Origin of the sequence: Streptomyces sp. NPDC005402 (assembly GCF_040606575.1) — a bacterium.
Lineage (GTDB): Bacteria > Actinomycetota > Actinomycetes > Streptomycetales > Streptomycetaceae > Streptomyces.
In genome coordinates this window covers 1-15,378 of record NZ_JBEXFB010000047.1, presented here as the reverse complement: position 1 = coordinate 15,378, position 15,378 = coordinate 1, and the positions used below count along the sequence as shown (strand labels likewise).

General features: G+C 70.7%; 17 protein-coding genes and 1 pseudogene. 11 read left to right on the top strand and 7 right to left on the bottom strand.

What is annotated here, in order from left to right:
• Positions 1–215: 215 nt before the first annotated feature.
• The 3 genes from ABZT02_RS44035 to hisN all read right to left on the bottom strand — a co-directional run bounded on the left by ABZT02_RS44035 (position 216) and on the right by hisN (position 2,085).
• A complete protein-coding gene (locus ABZT02_RS44035; RefSeq protein ID WP_356028658.1) occupies positions 216–632 on the bottom strand; it encodes a Fur family transcriptional regulator in 417 nt (138 codons plus the stop codon).
• 75 nt (positions 633–707) lie between these two features.
• On the bottom strand, positions 708–1,115 hold the full coding sequence (locus tag ABZT02_RS44030; RefSeq protein WP_356028656.1) for a CBS domain-containing protein: 408 nt from the start codon (positions 1,113–1,115) through the stop codon (positions 708–710).
• Positions 1,116–1,284: 169 nt separating this feature from the next.
• Positions 1,285–2,085, bottom strand: coding sequence for a histidinol-phosphatase (gene hisN, locus ABZT02_RS44025; protein ID WP_355743120.1), 801 nt, complete (start codon positions 2,083–2,085; stop codon positions 1,285–1,287).
• 222 nt (positions 2,086–2,307) lie between these two features.
• On the opposite strand from hisN, the gene ABZT02_RS44020 reads away from it, so the two are divergent.
• On the top strand, positions 2,308–2,916 hold the full coding sequence (locus tag ABZT02_RS44020; RefSeq protein ID WP_356028653.1) for a TetR/AcrR family transcriptional regulator: 609 nt from the start codon (positions 2,308–2,310) through the stop codon (positions 2,914–2,916).
• 7 nt (positions 2,917–2,923) lie between these two features.
• Here ABZT02_RS44020 and ABZT02_RS44015 read toward each other — a convergent pair whose 3' ends face one another.
• The 4 genes from ABZT02_RS44015 to ABZT02_RS44000 all read right to left on the bottom strand — a co-directional run bounded on the left by ABZT02_RS44015 (position 2,924) and on the right by ABZT02_RS44000 (position 6,494).
• Entirely contained in the window at positions 2,924–3,247 is a 324-nt protein-coding gene (locus ABZT02_RS44015; RefSeq protein WP_355751143.1) for a multidrug efflux SMR transporter, read from the bottom strand.
• A 109-nt stretch (positions 3,248–3,356) separates the two neighbouring features.
• A complete protein-coding gene (rsgA, locus tag ABZT02_RS44010) occupies positions 3,357–4,367 on the bottom strand; it encodes a ribosome small subunit-dependent GTPase A (RefSeq protein ID WP_356028651.1) in 1,011 nt (336 codons plus the stop codon).
• A 13-nt stretch (positions 4,368–4,380) separates the two neighbouring features.
• A complete protein-coding gene (gene aroA / locus ABZT02_RS44005) occupies positions 4,381–5,706 on the bottom strand; it encodes a 3-phosphoshikimate 1-carboxyvinyltransferase (protein WP_356028648.1) in 1,326 nt (441 codons plus the stop codon).
• Between the two features lie 65 nt (positions 5,707–5,771).
• The gene (locus tag ABZT02_RS44000) at positions 5,772–6,494 is read right to left on the bottom strand and encodes a M50 family metallopeptidase (RefSeq protein ID WP_356028646.1); all 723 of its coding nucleotides are present in this window, start codon (positions 6,492–6,494) and stop codon (positions 5,772–5,774) included.
• A 50-nt stretch (positions 6,495–6,544) separates the two neighbouring features.
• Between ABZT02_RS44000 and ABZT02_RS43995 the strand changes: the two genes are divergently transcribed.
• The 10 genes and pseudogenes from ABZT02_RS43995 to ABZT02_RS43950 all read left to right on the top strand — a co-directional run.
• On the top strand, positions 6,545–7,399 hold the full coding sequence (locus tag ABZT02_RS43995) for an SOS response-associated peptidase (protein WP_356028643.1): 855 nt from the start codon (positions 6,545–6,547) through the stop codon (positions 7,397–7,399).
• Between the two features lie 9 nt (positions 7,400–7,408).
• Entirely contained in the window at positions 7,409–8,038 is a 630-nt protein-coding gene (locus ABZT02_RS43990) for an alpha/beta family hydrolase (RefSeq protein WP_356028640.1), read from the top strand.
• A gap of 257 nt (positions 8,039–8,295) precedes the next feature.
• Positions 8,296–8,979, top strand: a complete 684-nt coding sequence (gene sigR, locus ABZT02_RS43985) for an RNA polymerase sigma factor SigR (protein ID WP_007384596.1) — start codon at positions 8,296–8,298, stop codon at positions 8,977–8,979.
• The gene (gene rsrA, locus ABZT02_RS43980; protein WP_125189785.1) at positions 8,976–9,287 is read left to right on the top strand and encodes a mycothiol system anti-sigma-R factor; all 312 of its coding nucleotides are present in this window, start codon (positions 8,976–8,978) and stop codon (positions 9,285–9,287) included. Before sigR ends, rsrA begins: the two co-directional genes overlap by 4 nt.
• 112 nt (positions 9,288–9,399) lie before the next feature.
• Entirely contained in the window at positions 9,400–10,716 is a 1,317-nt protein-coding gene (locus ABZT02_RS43975; protein WP_356028637.1) for an HD-GYP domain-containing protein, read from the top strand.
• On the top strand, positions 10,713–11,969 hold the full coding sequence (locus ABZT02_RS43970; protein WP_356028631.1) for an HD domain-containing protein: 1,257 nt from the start codon (positions 10,713–10,715) through the stop codon (positions 11,967–11,969). Before ABZT02_RS43975 ends, ABZT02_RS43970 begins: the two co-directional genes overlap by 4 nt.
• Before the next feature lie 104 nt (positions 11,970–12,073).
• Positions 12,074–13,054, top strand: a complete 981-nt coding sequence (locus ABZT02_RS43965; RefSeq protein WP_020119821.1) for a hypothetical protein — start codon at positions 12,074–12,076, stop codon at positions 13,052–13,054.
• 126 nt (positions 13,055–13,180) lie between these two features.
• Positions 13,181–13,831: a peptide deformylase gene (gene def, locus ABZT02_RS43960; RefSeq protein ID WP_356028628.1), complete on the top strand. Its 651-nt coding sequence runs from the start codon at positions 13,181–13,183 to the stop codon at positions 13,829–13,831.
• Positions 13,832–14,065: 234 nt separating this feature from the next.
• Positions 14,066–15,151, top strand: coding sequence for an epi-isozizaene synthase (cyc1, locus tag ABZT02_RS43955; protein WP_356028626.1), 1,086 nt, complete (start codon positions 14,066–14,068; stop codon positions 15,149–15,151).
• Positions 15,148–15,378: pseudogene (locus ABZT02_RS43950) on the top strand (cytochrome P450); the annotation flags it as partial. The gene cyc1 and the pseudogene ABZT02_RS43950, both read left to right, overlap by 4 nt.

Below are 15,378 nucleotides of genomic sequence, written 5' to 3'. Positions count from 1 at the left end.
GTGGAGTGTGGGGCGCGGATGGTCCGGGGCGGGGTGCGGTGGCGATTGTCCCGCGGTGGGTTCGGGGTGCGGATCTCCCACGGTTGCTCCTTGCGGAGTTCGGTACGGAGAGGGGTGGCCGCACGACGATATGACGGTCCGTCAGATTGAGGAACCCTGTGGGCAGCACAAAGCCCCGGCGTCCGCCAGGGATGCCGGGGCTTCGGTGAAGGCTGTTACGCCGCCGCGCAGTTCGGGCACACGCCGCGGTACGTCACCTCGACGCCCGAGACGGTGAAGCCGAAGCGCTCCGAGTCGGGGAGCTCGGCCAGCGGGTTGCCCGTGGGGTGCACGTCCCGGATGGCGCCGCACTGGGCGCAGACCAGGTGGTGGTGCGGCCGGTGGGCGTTCGGGTCGTACCTCTTGGCGCGCTTGTCGGTGGCGACTTCGAGCACCTCGCCGAGGGAGACCAGCTCGCCCAGCGTGTTGTAGACGGTCGCCCGGGAGATCTCGGGCAGCTTGGCCACGGCGCGTGCGTGGACCTCGTCGGCCGTCAGGTGGACGTGTTCGCCGTCGAGGACCTCGGCCACGACGCGCCGCTGTGCGGTCATCCGCCATCCGCGGCCGCGCAGTCGTTCCAAAAGGTCGCTCATGCGCACCAGCTTAACAGCTGGAGACCAGAATCCGAACGGGTGTGAGTTTGGAGAGCTACTTGTTTTGGACTAGATCTAATGTGATGCGGTGGTGGCCGGTACGCGCTGTCGTGCCGGCGCCCAGCAGCGGATGATGTCGCGGACCGAGACGATGCCCGCGGGCTCCCCGTGGTCCAGGACGATGAGGTGCCGGAAGCCGCCGTGGGTCATCGCCTGCGCGGCCTCCTCCAGGGTCCAGGTCGGGGTGGCGAAGACGACGTCGGTGGTGGTGTGGGCGTGGACGTACTCCGTGTCGGGGCTCTCGCCCAGGCCTACGGAGTTCAGGATGTCGCGCTCGGTCAGAATGCCGGTGCCGGTGCCGTCGGGGTCGAGGACCACCGCCGCGCCCACCCGGCGGGCGGACATCAGGGCGGCGGCCTGGCGGAGTGTATGGGCGGGGCCGATGGTGAGGACCACCGTGCTCATGGCGTCGCGGACGAGCATGGGTTCGCAGTCACCTCCTGGGAGACCAATGAGTTCGTTCATTGGTTCACAAGTTCACAAATGAGGGTTCCCTCAGGGTGGCAGGTAAAGCGGGGGTCAACAAGAGGGCGCGTGTCGCCGATTGAGGGCGTGCGCGCTCAGATGTGCTTCCCGGCAGTGCTCCGCGCCGTCAGTAGCGCTCGTTGAGGTAACCCAGGAACTCGTCGTGGAGCAGGCCGTTGGAGGCGGCGGCGTTGCCGCTGTGCGGGCCCGGGCGGCCGTCGAGGCCGGTGAAGGTGCCGCCGGCCTCCGTGACGACGATCGCGTTCGCGGCCATGTCCCAGAGGGACAGCTCCGGTTCCGCGCAGAGATCGACCGAGCCCTCGGCGACCATCATGTACGGCCAGAAGTCGCCGTACGCGCGCGTGCGCCACACCTCGCGGGTCAGGTCCAGGAAGCCGCCCAGTCGGCCCTGGTCCTCCCAGCCGGTGAGGGAGGAGTACGCGAAGGAGGCGTCCGAGAGCCTGCCGACCTTGGAGACGTGGAGGCGGGAGGCGGAGGTGAGACTGCGGCCGCTGAACGCGCCGTTGCCCTTCGCGGCCCACCAGCGACGGCCGAGGGCGGGGGCGGAGACCACGCCGACGACGGGCTGGTAGCCGCCCTCCGCCGCTTCCATCAGGGAGATCAGGGTGGCCCAGACAGGGACGCCCCGGACGTAGTTCTTGGTGCCGTCGATGGGGTCGATGACCCACCGGCGCGGGCCGGTGCCCTCGATGCCGTACTCCTCGCCGAGGATGGCGTCGCGGGGGCGGGCGCGCTTGAGGTGGCCTCGGATCAGTTCTTCCGCCGCCTTGTCCGCCTCACTGACCGGGGTCATGTCCGGCTTTGTCTCGACCTTGAGGTCCAGTGCCTTGAAGCGGTCCATGGTGGTCGCGTCGGCCGCGTCCGCGAGGACGTGGGCGAAGCGGAGGTCGTCGAGGTAGTCCGGCATGGTGCGAACGGTATCCGGGGGTGCCTGTACGGGGCTACCAGGGCCGCAGTGTGGACAGTGCGAAGGGGGTGCCGGGTCGGTGGCGGGCCGGCTGCGGGCGCGTCGTGGTCGATCGCGTGGTTCCCCGCGCCCCCATGAGTGGGTGCATGCGCTCGCGCACCCTTGACAGTGCCCCCGCGCGCGTCAAATCTGGGCGCAGAGCTGCTTGCTCCCTGGGAGGCGATGATGCCTGCTGCGCGGGAATCGCTGCTGGATGCCGCTTATGCGGCGTTGGCGCGTCGGCCGTGGTCCGCCGTGAGGATGGTGGACGTCGCGGCGACGGCCGGAGTGTCCCGGCAGACGCTGTACAACGAGTTCGGGAGCAAGGAAGGGCTGGCCCGCGCGCTGGTGAGACGAGAGGCCGACGGGTATCTCGTCGGCGTCGACCGGGCGCTCACCACACACGGCGACGCCCGGGAGCGGCTGACCGCGACCGCCGAGTGGACCACCGCCTCCGCCCGGGAGAACGCGCTGGTACGGGCCATGCTCACCGGCTGCTGGAGCGAGCGGCTGCCCTCGCCGCCGCTCTCGCCGGTGCCGTCCTCCTCCGCCGTTCCGGCACAGCGCCGGGCCGACGGACAGCTGCCGTCACCCGGCGACTTCGTGGCACTGGTGCGCGACCGCGCCGTCTCAGCCCTCTCCGGCCCCGGCGTCCACAAGTCGGACGTCCCCGACCTCGTCCGCTCCTGCGAACTCGCCGTCCGGCTCGCCCTGTCCTGCGTGGCTGCCCCGCCGGGTGAGGGCGGGGTCGCCGACCTGGTGCGGAGCGTGCTGCACCGGCAGCCGGTGTGAACCGTGCCTAGTGTTGCGAGCCCGACAGCTGGAGTCCGATCACCCCGATGATCACCAGACTGATCGAGACGATCTTCAGGGTCGACACCAGGTCGTCGAGGAAGATCATCCCGTAGATCGCGGTGCCCGCCGCGCCGATGCCGGTCCACACCGCGTAGGCGGGACCGACGTCCAGCTTCCTCAGGGACAGGGTCAGCAGGCCGAAGCTGCCGAGGGCGAAGATGCAGAACGCGACCGTGGGCCACAGCCGGGTGAAACCGTGGGAGAGCTTCAGACACACGGCGAAACCGGTCTCCAGCAACCCGGCCACCACCACCAGCAGCCACGCCATGTGCTGTCCTCCCGTATGTCCGGCCGCCTGCCCGGCTCGGTGCGATTATGCACTTACCGAACTCGGGTACAGCCAAACAACGCGGAGGTCAGTCGCCTCCGGCGCCCTCTCAGTCGCCCTCCGTGCGCTCCCGCGTCGAGAGCAGCCGCCGCAGGGAGTACAGCCGGGCCGGGTCGGCGTGGCCCTCGGCCACCCACGCGTCCAGCGCGCAGTCCGGCTCGTCATGACTGCACGCGCGGGGACAGCCCTCGGTCCCCGGTACCAGGTCGGGAAAGGCGAGGATCACGCGGGAGGGATCCACGTGGTGGAGGCCGAACGACCGTACGCCGGGGGTGTCGATCACCCAGCCGGCGTCGCCCGCCAGGGGAAGCGCCAGCGCCGAGGTCGTGGTGTGGCGGCCGCGGCCGGTCACCGCGTTCACATGACCCGTCACACGGCGCTGCTCCACCGGTACCAGCGTGTTGACCAGTGTCGTCTTGCCCACGCCGGAGTGACCGACGAAGGCGGTGATCTTGCCGTCGAGGTGCTCGCGCACCACGTCCGCCGCGCCGCCCCTCTCCAACTCCTCGCGGCTGGTGACGACGTACGGGATGTCCAGGTGGCCGTACAGCTCCAGCAGCTTGTCGGGCTGGGCCAGGTCCGACTTCGTCAGGACCAGGAGCGGGGTCAGGCCGCCGTCGAAGGCCGCCACCAGGCAGCGGTCGATGAGGCGGGGGCGGGGTTCCGGGTCGGCGAGGGCCGTGACGATGGCGAGCTGGTCGGCGTTGGCGACGACCACGCGCTCGTAGGGATCGTCGTCGTCGGCCGTGCGGCGCAGGACCGAGGTGCGTGGCGAGATGCGGACGATGCGGGCCAGGGTGTCCTTCTCGCCGGAGAGGTCGCCGACGATGTCCACGCGGTCCCCGACGACCGCGGCCTTGCGGCCCAGTTCGCGGGCCTTCATCGCCATGACGACCCTGTCGTCGACCAGACAGGTCAGACGGCCCCGGTCGACGGTGAGGACCATGCCCTCGACCGCTTCCTCGTGCTTGGGGCGGATGTTCGTACGTGGCCGGTTGCCCTTGCGGTTCGGGCGGCTGCGGATGTCGTCCTCGTCGGTGTGCTTGCCGTAGCGGCGCATGGCGGTGAGTCCCCTACGCCTTCTCGCTCCCGAGCATCCCGCTCCACATGTCCGGGAAGTCCGGCAGGGTCTTGGCCGTCGTCGCGACGTTCTCGATCTGTACGCCCTCGACCGCGAGGCCGATGATCGCGCCTGCCGTGGCCATGCGGTGGTCCTCGTAGGTGTGGAAGATCCCGCCGTGCAGCCGGCGCGGGCGGATGTGCAGGCCGTCGGCCGTCTCGGTGACGTCACCGCCGAGTTCGTTGATCTCCTTGGTGAGCGCGGCCAGCCGGTCCGTCTCGTGCAGGCGCAGGTGGGCCACCCCGCGCAGGGTGGAGGGGGAGTCCGCGAGGGCTGCCACGGCCGCGATGCCGGGGGTCAGCTCGCCGACCTCGCCGAGGTCGACATCGATGCCGTGGATCGCACCCGAACCGGTGAACACCAGGCCGTAATCGGTGAGTTCGCAGGAACCGCCCATCTCGGTGAAGATCTCGCGCAGCCGGTCCCCGGGCTGGGTGGTCCGGGCCGGCCAGTCCGGGATCACGACCTTGCCGCCGGTCACCAGGGCGGCCGCCAGGAACGGCTGGGCGTTGGAGAGGTCGGGCTCGACGGTGAGGTCGCGGCCCAGCAGGGCGCCCGGCGTGACCCGCCAGACGTTCGGCTCGCCGCCCGACTCCGGGGTGTCCACCTGGGCGCCCACCGCGCGCAGCATGTCCACGGTCATCCGGATGTGCGGCATGGAGGGCAGGGCCGAACCCACGTGCCGGACCTCGACGCCTTGGTTGAAGCGCGGGCCGGAGAGCAGGAGCGCCGACACGAACTGGGACGACGAGGACGCGTCGATCTCGACCGGCCCGCCGTCCAGGGCGCCCCCGCCGTGCACCGTGAGCGGCAGCGCGCCGCGGCCGTCGTCGTCGATGCGGGCGCCGAGGACGCGCAGGGCGTCGATCACACCGGTCAGCGGGCGTACGTACGACCTCGGGTCGCCGTCGAAGCGGATCTCGCCGTCGGCGAGGGCGGCGACGGGCGGGAGGAAGCGCATGACGGTGCCGGCGTTGCCGACGTCCACCGTGGCCGGGCCGCGGAGACCGGCGGGCAGGACGCGCCAGGTCTCACCGGTGCCGTCGGGGCCCACGCCTTCTTCGATTCCCACGCCCATCTCGCGGAGGGCGGCCGCCATCAGGAGGGTGTCGCGGGAGCGGAGGGGGCGGCGCAGCCAGCCCGGCTCGCTGGCGAGGGCGGCCAGGACGAGGGCTCGGTTGGTGACTGACTTCGACCCCGGTACGTGGACCGTCGCGTCGACGGCTGCGCTCGCATGGGGGGCGGGCCAGAGGGCGGTGTCTGAGGGGTTCGAAGCCATGGGTTCACTTTAGTGGGGGGTCGTGGGTTGGGTGCTGCGCCGTCGTGGCTGGTCGCACCCCTGGGTCACACCTGCAACAGCCACCTGCCGCCGCCTATCAGCGAGCACAGGCTCACCGCGTGGAACAGGAACAACCACAGGCCCGCCGGGACATGCGTCAGTCGGGACAACTGGTCCGCGTCCGAGTCACCCGCCCCGCCCCTCGCCCGCTTCGCCTGTAGCTCGAAAGCGGGACGCACCCCGCCCAGCAGCAGGAACCACACCACCGCGTACGCGAACGCGGCCTGCACCTGGGATCCGGCGAGCCAGGACACCACCACGAAGGTGCCGCCGGTGAGCACCACCGTCAGCGCCCCGTACGCGTTGCGGATCATCACCAGCATCGCCACCAGCAGGGCCGTCGCCGCCCACAGCAGCAGGGTGATCCGGCCGGCGGCGAGCAGGGCGGCGCCGCCCAGACCGAGCAGCGGGGGAGCGGTGTACCCGGCGGCGGCCGTGAGGATCATGCCGATGCCGTGCGGCTTGCCCCTGCTGACCGTGAGGCCGCTGGTGTCGGAGTGCAGCCGTATGCCGTTGAGCTGACGTCCGGTGAGCAGGGCGACCAGACCGTGGCCGCCCTCGTGGGCGATGGTGATGGCGTTGCGCGAGAACCGCCACAGCGTATGGGGGACCACTATGGCGAGCGCCGCCACCATGGTGCCCAGCACCACCCACAGGTCGGGGTCGGGTTGCAGTCCGATGAGCCGGTCCCAGAGGTCGGGCAGCGCGGTCGATGCGGTGCTGTCCATGTTTCCCGGTGGCTCCCTCTCGTCGTACGGAGTCTGGCAGTGTGGCACGTATGTGCGGACGGTATGCAGCCAGTCGTGGGCCCGAGGATCTCGCAGGAATCTTTGAGATCGAGATGGGGGTCCCCCCAGGGCGAGCGGAGTCGAGCCTCTGGGGGAGGGAGCCCGAGGAGTCCTTGGACCCCGACTACAACGTGGCCCCGACCAAGGAGGTCTATGCCGTCCTCGACCGCCCTCTCAAGGACGTCGAGGACCCGCGGCCGGTTCGGCAGCTGCGGAAGCTGAAGTGGGGGCTGGTCCCGAGCTGGTCGAAGACGCCCGAGGGCGCGGCCCGGATGATCAACGCGCGCGCGGAGACCGTGCACGAGAAGCCGTCGTACAAGAGGGCCTTCGCCACCCGCCGCTGCATCATCCCGGCCGACGGCTACTACGAGTGGGTCACCGGCTCCGGCGAGCGGGAGCTGGAGGTCGAGGGGAGGAAGAAGCGGCCGCGGAAGCAGCCCTACTTCGTGCTGCCCGCCGACGGTTCGGTGTTCGCGATGGCCGGGCTGTACGAGTTCTGGCGGGACAAGACCCTGCCCGACGACCATCCGCAGGCCTGGTGGGCGACCTGCTCCGTGATCACCACCGAGGCGGAGACGGGCCCGCTGGGCGTCTCCCCGGCCGACGGACCGCGCTCCCTCGCCGACATCCACCCCCGGATGCCGCTCATGCTCACCCCGGACCGCTGGGACACCTGGCTCGACCCGTCCCGCACGGACGTGGAGGACCTGCGCTCGCTGCTGGCGGCCCCGCCCGAGGGGCTCATGCGCGCCTACCCGGTCTCCACCACCGTCAGCAACGTCCGCAACAACGGGCCGGAGCTGCTGAAGGAGCTGGACGGGCCGGAAGAGGGCACCCTCTTCTAGCCTTCAGGTGTGAAGACCGAGATCATCAGCACCGAGACCGGGGACGCCCGCATCACCTGGCACCCGGCGAAGCAACCACGGCTCGTGCTGGCCGTCAGTCATGGCGCGGGCGGCGGCATCGAGGCGCGGGACCTGCGGGCGCTCGCCGCGGTACTTCCCCGGCACGAAGTGACCGTCGCCCTGGTCGAGCAGCCCTGGCGGGTGGCCGGCAAGAAGCTCGCTCCCGCGCCGAAGACGCTGGACGTGGGGTGGCGGGGCCTGTGGCCCGCGCTGGTGGAGCCCGGCCTGCCGGTGATCTCCGGCGGGCGCAGCGCCGGGGCCCGGGTCGCCTGCCGTACGGCGGTGGAGCTGGGCGCCGCGGCCGTCCTCGCCCTCAGTTTTCCGCTGCACCCGCCCGGCAAGCCGGAGAAGTCGCGCGCCGACGAGCTGCTCGGATCCGGGGTGCCCACCCTGGTCGTACAGGGCGCCAACGACCCGTTCGGGAAGCCGGAGGAGTTCCCGGCCGGTTCCTTCGAACTGGCCGAGGTGCCCTACGGCGATCACGGCTTCGCCGTGCCGAAGCGGGCGGAGATCACCCAGGACGAAGCCGTGACGGTCATCACGGACGCGGTCGTGAAGTGGGTCGGGTCACTGGGGTGAAGTCCCGGGAATGCTGAGCCGCGGACCTCTGTTGAGGCGGACAGAAGCGCTGAGCAACAGCGCAGACCGTCGTAGGAGAGGAAGTCAGCCGCATGGGTTCGACCTTCTGCCCGAGCCGTAGCAGCCGCGCTGACCTGGACTGGACGGTGCTGCATGCGGCCAAGACCACCCCTATTCGGGGGGCGGCCGGGACGGGTAGTCGTCTATCCTCCAATTCCGGTGGCACCGGTTTCGTTGCTGCCCGGAATCTTGAGGAGGTGGGTCCGGTCACTGGGATCGACGCAGGGACCGACAACGGTCAGGCGGAGCAGCCCGAGGGCCAGGGCGCGAGCACGGAATCCACTGCGGAGCGCACCGCGCGCTTCGAGCGGGACGCGCTCGAATTCCTCGACCAGATGTACTCGGCCGCGCTGCGCATGACGCGCAACCCGGCCGACGCCGAAGACCTGGTGCAGGAGACGTATGCCAAGGCGTACGCGTCCTTCCACCAGTTCCGTGAGGGCACCAACCTCAAGGCGTGGCTGTACCGGATCCTCACCAACACGTTCATCAACTCGTACCGCAAGAAGCAGCGCGAACCCCAGCGCTCCGCGGCCGAGGAGATCGAGGACTGGCAGCTCGCGCGTGCCGAGTCGCACATGTCGACCGGTCTGCGCTCCGCCGAGTCGCAGGCGCTCGACCACCTGCCCGACTCGGACGTGAAGGAAGCGCTGCAGGCGATCCCCGAGGAATTCCGTATCGCCGTCTATCTCGCTGACGTAGAGGGCTTTGCGTACAAGGAGATCGCGGACATCATGGGGACACCCATCGGTACGGTGATGTCCCGCCTGCACCGCGGCCGCCGTCAACTGCGCGGCATGTTGGAGGACTACGCGCGCGAGCGCGGGCTCGTCCCGGCCGGTGCCGGGGAGTCGAACGAAGCGAAAGGCTCGGGCTCATGAGCTGCGGAGAGCCGCACGAGACGGACTGCAGTGAGGTACTCGATCATCTCTACGAGTTCCTCGACAGCGAGATGCCGGACGTCGATCGCGCCAAGTTCAAGCAGCACTTCAACGAGTGCTCGCCGTGCCTGGAGAAGTACGGTCTCGAAGAGGCCGTGAAGAAGCTCGTCAAGCGGTGCTGCGGTCACGACGACGTGCCGACCGACCTGCGCGCCAAGGTCCTGGGGCGGCTCGACCTGATCCGCTCGGGACAGGCCGTGCCCGAGCACGACGTGACGGCCTCGCCGGTGACTCCGCAGGAGTCCTGAGCAGCGGCCGTCGTTCACTCGAACGTGCTAATCGGCAGGTGATCACCCCGCACCGCCTCCCTTCGCCGCCCTAGGCTCCTCGCAGCCGTGCGGACTGGGGCTGGAGGGCTACATGGAGGCGGTGCCGGCACGCGCGCGTGCGTACGTCGCCTGTGTCGCCGTTGCCGCACTGCTCTGTCTGCTGCCCCTGCCGGGCGTCCGCACCTCCTGGTGGGCGCTCGCCCTGCTCACCGCGCTGTACGCCGGATGCGAGCAGGCCGCCGCGCGCTGGCGGTTCGCCGGCACCTTCCATCCCGTACTGCTCGCCGGCGCCTTCGTCCTGCCGCCCCCGGCCGCCGCCCTCGTGGCTCTGCCGGGGGCGCTGCTGTCCCCGGTCGAGCGGCGCCCGCGCGGGCTGCGCCGGATCTGGCGGGCCGCGCAGCTCGCGGTGAGCGTGTGGGCGGCCGCGCGGGTGCACGGGGCGATGGGCGGCCGGGACGCGGTCGTGGTCGCCGACTTCCCGTACGCGCTGGTCCCGGCCGGGGCCGCGGTGCTCGCCTTCTGCCTGGTGCTGAGCCTGCTGGACGGCGGAATCCTGGCGCTCGCCGAGAGGATTCCGGCACGGCGGGCCTGGCGCGGTCTGTTTCTCCGCTCCCTCGCCCCCGTCGCCGTACACGGACTGGCCGGGCTGATGATGGCCGTGCTGTGGCGCAGCCCCTACGGTCCCGTCCCCGCGTTGCTCGTGCTGCTGCCGATGTTCGTGTCGTGGTGGGTGTTCGCGCAGTACCACCGGGAGCGGGCCGCGCATCAGGCCACCATCCGGGCGCTGGTGCAGGCCGTCGACATCAAGGACGAGTACACGCGCGGGCACAGCGAGCGGGTCGGGCAGGCGTCGATGATGATCGCGCGGGAGCTCGGCATGGACGACGCCCGGACCGAGGTGCTGCGGTTCGCCGGGATCCTGCACGACGTGGGCAAACTCGGCGTTCCGACACGGCTGCTCAGGAAGGACGGCCCGCTGACCCCCGAGGAGCGGCGGGTCATCGAGCTGCATCCCGAGTACGGGCACGAGATGGTCCGGGGCATCTCCTTCCTCGGAGAGGCCCGGGCCGCCGTGCTGCACCACCATGAGCGGCTGGACGGGAGCGGCTATCCGTACGGACTGATGGGAAGTCAGATCCCGGAGTCGGCACGGGTGGTGGCCGTGGCCGACGCCTTCGACGCGATGACGTCCACCCGCTCCTACCGGCGGGCCCGGCCGGTCGGTGCCGCGCTGGAGGAGCTGGAGCGGTGCGCGGGCAGCCAGTTCGACCCACGGATGGTGACGGCCCTCGTCCGCGCCCTGTCCCGGCACGGCTGGCATCCGGCGGTCACCGCCGACGAGACGGACGAGGCCGGCGTGCCACATCCCCGACCGACCTCTGCGGGCCGGTCGGGGGTACGCCGGTGAGCGCGCCCAGGACGCTCCGTCGGCCGCCGCTCCGCACCCTCGTCCACACCTGCGCCGCCCTCCTCGCCCTCGGCTCACTCGCCTTCGTCCTGTGGGGCGGTCTGGAGGAGCGAGGTACCGCTCTCGCCTTCGGCGTGCTGATCACCGTCGGTGAGCTCAACCGGCGCAGCGGCCCCCACGTCAGGGAGGCCGCGCCGCTCGGCGCCGCCGGAGGACTGTCGTACGCCCTGCTCGGCGAGAACGCCGGCGCGCCCACGCATCACGGCGCCGCCCAGGCCGTCACCGTCGTCCTCGCCGCCTCCCTCGTCGGCAGCGTGCCGCACGTCGGACGCGGGCAGGGCCCCACCGCCGACCAGCTCGCCCGCCGCGTCCTCACCGTCGGGTTCGCCGCCGTGTGCTTCCAACCCCTCTACAACCAGGGGACGTTCACACAGTGGAGCGGCCCCGCCTACGCCCTGCTCCTGCTCGCCCTGCTCTCCCTCACCGCGCTGTGCGACGCCGTGCTCGCCGCGGCCCTGGCGCACTCCCGTACCCGCTGGCCCTTCGGCCCACTGCTCCGGGACGAGTTGCGGGCCCTGCTCGGCATCGGGTCCGCCGTCGTCGCCACCGGGGCCGTGATGGCGCTCGCGGTGGCCGTCGCGGGACTGTGGGCGCTGCCCGTCTTCTCGGTGCCGCTGCTGCTCACCCAGCTCTCCGTCCGCCGGTACGCCGCCGTCCGCTGCACCTACCGGCAGACCATCGCCTCCCTCGCCCGCGCCACCGAGATCGCCGGGTACACGCCCGCCGGGCACGCCCGCAGGGTCGCCGCGCTCAGCCGGGAGGTCGGCCGTGACCTGGGGATGTCCCGGCCCGAGCTCACCGTCCTGGAGTACGCCGCCCTCATGCACGACATCGGCCAGCTGAGCCTCGTCGACCCGGTGCCCGCGGGCGCCACCGCCGCCCTGCCCCTCGCCGAACAGCGCCGGATCGCGCTCCTCGGCGGGGCCGTCGTACGGCAGACGGGCGTGGACGCGGCCGTCGCCGTGGTCGTGGAGCGGCAGGCCGACCCTTGCCGGGAGCAGCCGCTGGCCGCGCGGATCGTGCGGGCGGTGAACGCGTACGAGGAGAAGACGCGCGACGCCGGACCCGGCGGGCCCCTGACCGCGCTCGAGGAGCTGCGCCTGGGCACCGCGGGGGACTACGCTCCGGAGGTCGTGGAGGCGCTGGCCCGGGTGCTGTCGAGAGACTGTCTGACCTCGCCCGTGACGGGGTAACCCATGGGTAATGAGCGCCCTTCCGAGCACACGTGGTTGGATGCGAGAGAGAGGGTGTCCGGGGGCACAGCCAGCCCACTCGACGGAACCGGCAGGCGGGAATCGTGAGGATCTTCGGCAAGGGACGGCACCGGCCCTCCGCCTCCTGGCGGCAGGCCACGGACCGCGCGTTCACGCTGATCGGCGACGGTCGGTACGAGGACGCGGGCGCGCTGCTGACACGTGCCGCGGACCTTGAGCCGTGGCTGTCCGAGTCCTGGTTCAACCTCGCCCTCCTGCACAAGTTCCGGCACGACTGGGAGCAGGCGCGGGCCGCGGGCCTGCGTGCCGTCGCGCTCCTCGACCGCGAGACCGGGGCGCCCGACTGGTGGAACGTCGGTATCGCCGCCACCGCCCTCCAGGACTGGCCGCTGGCCCGGCGCGCCTGGCAGGCGTACGGGCTGCGGGTGCCGGGGGGTGCCACGGCTTCGGGTGAGCCGCTGGGGATGGACCTGGGCAGTGCGGCCGTACGGCTGTCTCCCGAAGGGGAGGCCGAGGTGGTCTGGGGGCGGCGGCTCGACCCCGCCCGCATCGAGGTGCTGTCGATCCCGCTGCCGTCCTCGGGACGGCGCTGGGGCGAGGTCGTGCTGCACGACGGGGTGCCGCACGGCGAGCGCACGACCGCGTCGGGCCATGCCTACCCCGTGTTCGACGAGATCGAGCTGTGGGCGCCTTCGCCGGTGCCGACGTGGGTGGTGTTGCTGGAAGCCGCCACCGAGGCCGACCGGGACGCGTTGGAGCAGCTGGCCGCGGATGCCGGGTTCGCGGCGGAGGACTGGTCCTCTTCGGTGCGGCTGCTGTGCCGGATGTGTTCCGAGTCACGGATGCCGTCGGACGAAGGCGACGGGGAACATCTTGATCCGCACGATCACAGTGAGCCGGGGCATCCCGGGCCGCTCGGGCATCGGACGGACGGGCAGTTGTGGGTGCCGGAGCGGGAGTGCGGGGTGGCTGCGCCTGCCTCGCTGGTTCGGGGGCTGCTGGACGGGTGGGTCGCGGACAGTCCTGATTCTCGTGACTGGCGGGATCTGGAAGAGGTCTGCTAGGGCGTCGCCCGACCGCGGGCCGGTGGGGGCTGGTCGCGCAGTTCCCCGCGCCCCCGCAGGGCGCGGCACCCTTACCCTGTATCCGCAGTCACCCCGTGTTTTGGTTTGAGGAAGGCATCGTCGGTCATGGCCCAGCAGGACACCGATCAGCAGCACGCGGGCGTGCTCCCCGTCGACGACGAGGGGTTCGTCATCGACACCGAGGACACCGAGGAGCGGGAGAGCGCCTGGCGTGAGCGCGGCACCTCGCGGCCCATCACCGTGGTCGGGAACCCCGTGCTGCACAAGGAGTGCAAGGACGTCACCGAGTTCGGTGCGGAGCTCGACCAGCTGGTGGCGGACATGTTCGCCAGCCAGCGCACCGCCGAGGGCGTCGGTCTCGCCGCCAACCAGATCGGCGTCGACCTGAAGGTCTTCGTGTACGACTGCCAGGACGACGAGGGCCGGCGGCACGTGGGTGTCGTCTGCAACCCGAAGCTCGTGGACCTGCCCGCCGACAAGCGCCGGCTCGACGACGCGAACGAGGGCTGTCTGTCGGTGCCCACCGCGTACGCGCCGCTCGCCCGTCCCGACTACGCCGAGGTCACCGGGCAGGACGAGAAGGGCAACCCGGTCAAGGTCCGTGGCACCGGCTACTTCGCCCGGTGTCTGCAGCACGAGACCGACCACCTGTACGGCTACCTCTACATCGACCGGCTCTCCAAGCGCGAACGCAAGGACGCGCTGCGGCAGATGGCCGAGAACGAGCCCCGCTACCCCGTGGTCGCCAACGACTGACGTCCCACAAACCCCGTACGCACGGCGCCTGTTCAGGAATCACTCCCCGAACAGGCGCCGTTCGTGTGTGTCACACATGGGGAGAATCTCGACACCGTGGGGTAGTGAATGAAGCAAATCCATTCCCAGAATGGTCAGTTGTGGTGCTGAATGGGCAGTGCGGGGATACGCAACGGCGCACGCCCGGTTCAGCGGCAGGGGCATGCGCAACTGGCGGCTGGAAGGGGTTTGTTCGTGCCTGCTTTCCCACACAGCACCACATCGACGCCGACGGCGATCGCGGTTCCACCGTCGCTCTCTCTCCCGGTGATCGAGGCAGCGTTTCCCAGGCAACTGCATCCGTATTGGCCCAGGCTCCAGGAGAAGACGCGTACCTGGCTTCTGGAAAAACGGCTCATGCCGGCGGACAAGGTGGCCGAATATGCCGACGGACTGTGCTACACGGACCTCATGGCGGGGTACTACCTCGGCGCCCCCGACGAGGTCCTCCAGGCGATAGCGGACTACAGCGCGTGGTTCTTCGTCTGGGACGACCGGCACGACCGGGACATCGTCCACCGCCGTCCGCGCGCGTGGCGGCGGCTGAGGTTCCGGTTGCACGCGGCGCTCGACTCCCCGCGGGATCATCTGCACCACGAGGATCCGCTGGTCGCCGCCTTCGCCGACTGCATGGTGCGGCTGTACTCGTTCCTGCCGCAGACGTGGAACGTCCGGTTCGCCGGGCACTTCCACGACGTGATCGAGGCCTACGACCGGGAGTTCCGCAATCGCACCCGGGGGACCATTCCCACGGTCGAGGAATACCTGGTACTGCGTCGCCTCACCTTCGCGCACCGGATCTGGACGGATCTGCTGGAGCCGAGCGCGGGATGCGAACTCCCGGACGGGGTGAGGAAACACCCGGCGTACCGGCGGGCGGCCCTGCTGAGTCAGGAATTCGCCGCCTGGTACAACGACCTCTGTTCGCTGCCCAAGGAAATCGCGGGAGACGAGGTCCACAATCTCGGAATCAGTCTCATCAAACACGAGGGGCTGACCCTCGAAGAGGCGATCCGGGAAATGCGAAGGCTGATCGGTAAATGCGTGGACGCATTCCTCGTGGCCGAGGCCGACGCCCTCCTTTTCGCCGACAGCCTCGACGACGGCACCCTGCGAGGAAAGGAACTGAGCGCCGCGGTCCGGACCTGCGTCCGCAATATGCGCAACTGGTTCAGCACCGTCTACTGGTTCCACCACGAGTCCGGCCGTTACATGGTCGACAGCTGGGACGACCGGTCCACGCCCCCGTACGTCAACAACGAAGCGGCAGGTGAGAAATGACCGTCGAATCCGTGAAACCCGAAGCCACGGTGGCTCCCGAGCCGGGTGAGCCGCCGTTCGCGGGCGGGGGCGTCCCCGTCCTCGGCCACGGCCTGCGCCTGGTCCGTGATCCGCTGAGCTTCCTGTCGGGGCTGCGGCGGCACGGCGATGTCGTACGCCTCAGGCTCGGCCCGAAGACGGTGTACGCGCCCACCACCCCCGAACTGACCGGAGCCGTGGCGCTCAAC

Excerpts from the sequence above, each read along its gene's own strand:
- ABZT02_RS44000 (WP_356028646.1), bottom strand. The coding sequence starts at position 6,494 with ATGGACAGCACCGCATCGACCGCGCTGCCCGACCTCTGGGACCGGCTC.
- rsrA (WP_125189785.1), top strand. The coding sequence starts at position 8,976 with ATGAGCTGCGGAGAGCCGCACGAGACGGACTGCAGTGAGGTACTCGAT.
- ABZT02_RS43995 (WP_356028643.1), top strand. The coding sequence starts at position 6,545 with ATGTGCGGACGGTATGCAGCCAGTCGTGGGCCCGAGGATCTCGCAGGA.
- aroA (WP_356028648.1), bottom strand. The coding sequence starts at position 5,706 with ATGGCTTCGAACCCCTCAGACACCGCCCTCTGGCCCGCCCCCCATGCG.
- def (WP_356028628.1), top strand. The coding sequence starts at position 13,181 with ATGGCCCAGCAGGACACCGATCAGCAGCACGCGGGCGTGCTCCCCGTC.
- rsgA (WP_356028651.1), bottom strand. The coding sequence starts at position 4,367 with ATGCGCCGCTACGGCAAGCACACCGACGAGGACGACATCCGCAGCCGC.
- hisN (WP_355743120.1), bottom strand. The coding sequence starts at position 2,085 with ATGCCGGACTACCTCGACGACCTCCGCTTCGCCCACGTCCTCGCGGAC.
- ABZT02_RS44035 (WP_356028658.1), bottom strand. The coding sequence starts at position 632 with ATGAGCGACCTTTTGGAACGACTGCGCGGCCGCGGATGGCGGATGACC.
- ABZT02_RS44030 (WP_356028656.1), bottom strand. The coding sequence starts at position 1,115 with ATGCTCGTCCGCGACGCCATGAGCACGGTGGTCCTCACCATCGGCCCC.
- ABZT02_RS44015 (WP_355751143.1), bottom strand. The coding sequence starts at position 3,247 with ATGGCGTGGCTGCTGGTGGTGGTGGCCGGGTTGCTGGAGACCGGTTTC.
- ABZT02_RS43975 (WP_356028637.1), top strand. The coding sequence starts at position 9,400 with ATGGAGGCGGTGCCGGCACGCGCGCGTGCGTACGTCGCCTGTGTCGCC.
- ABZT02_RS44020 (WP_356028653.1), top strand. The coding sequence starts at position 2,308 with ATGATGCCTGCTGCGCGGGAATCGCTGCTGGATGCCGCTTATGCGGCG.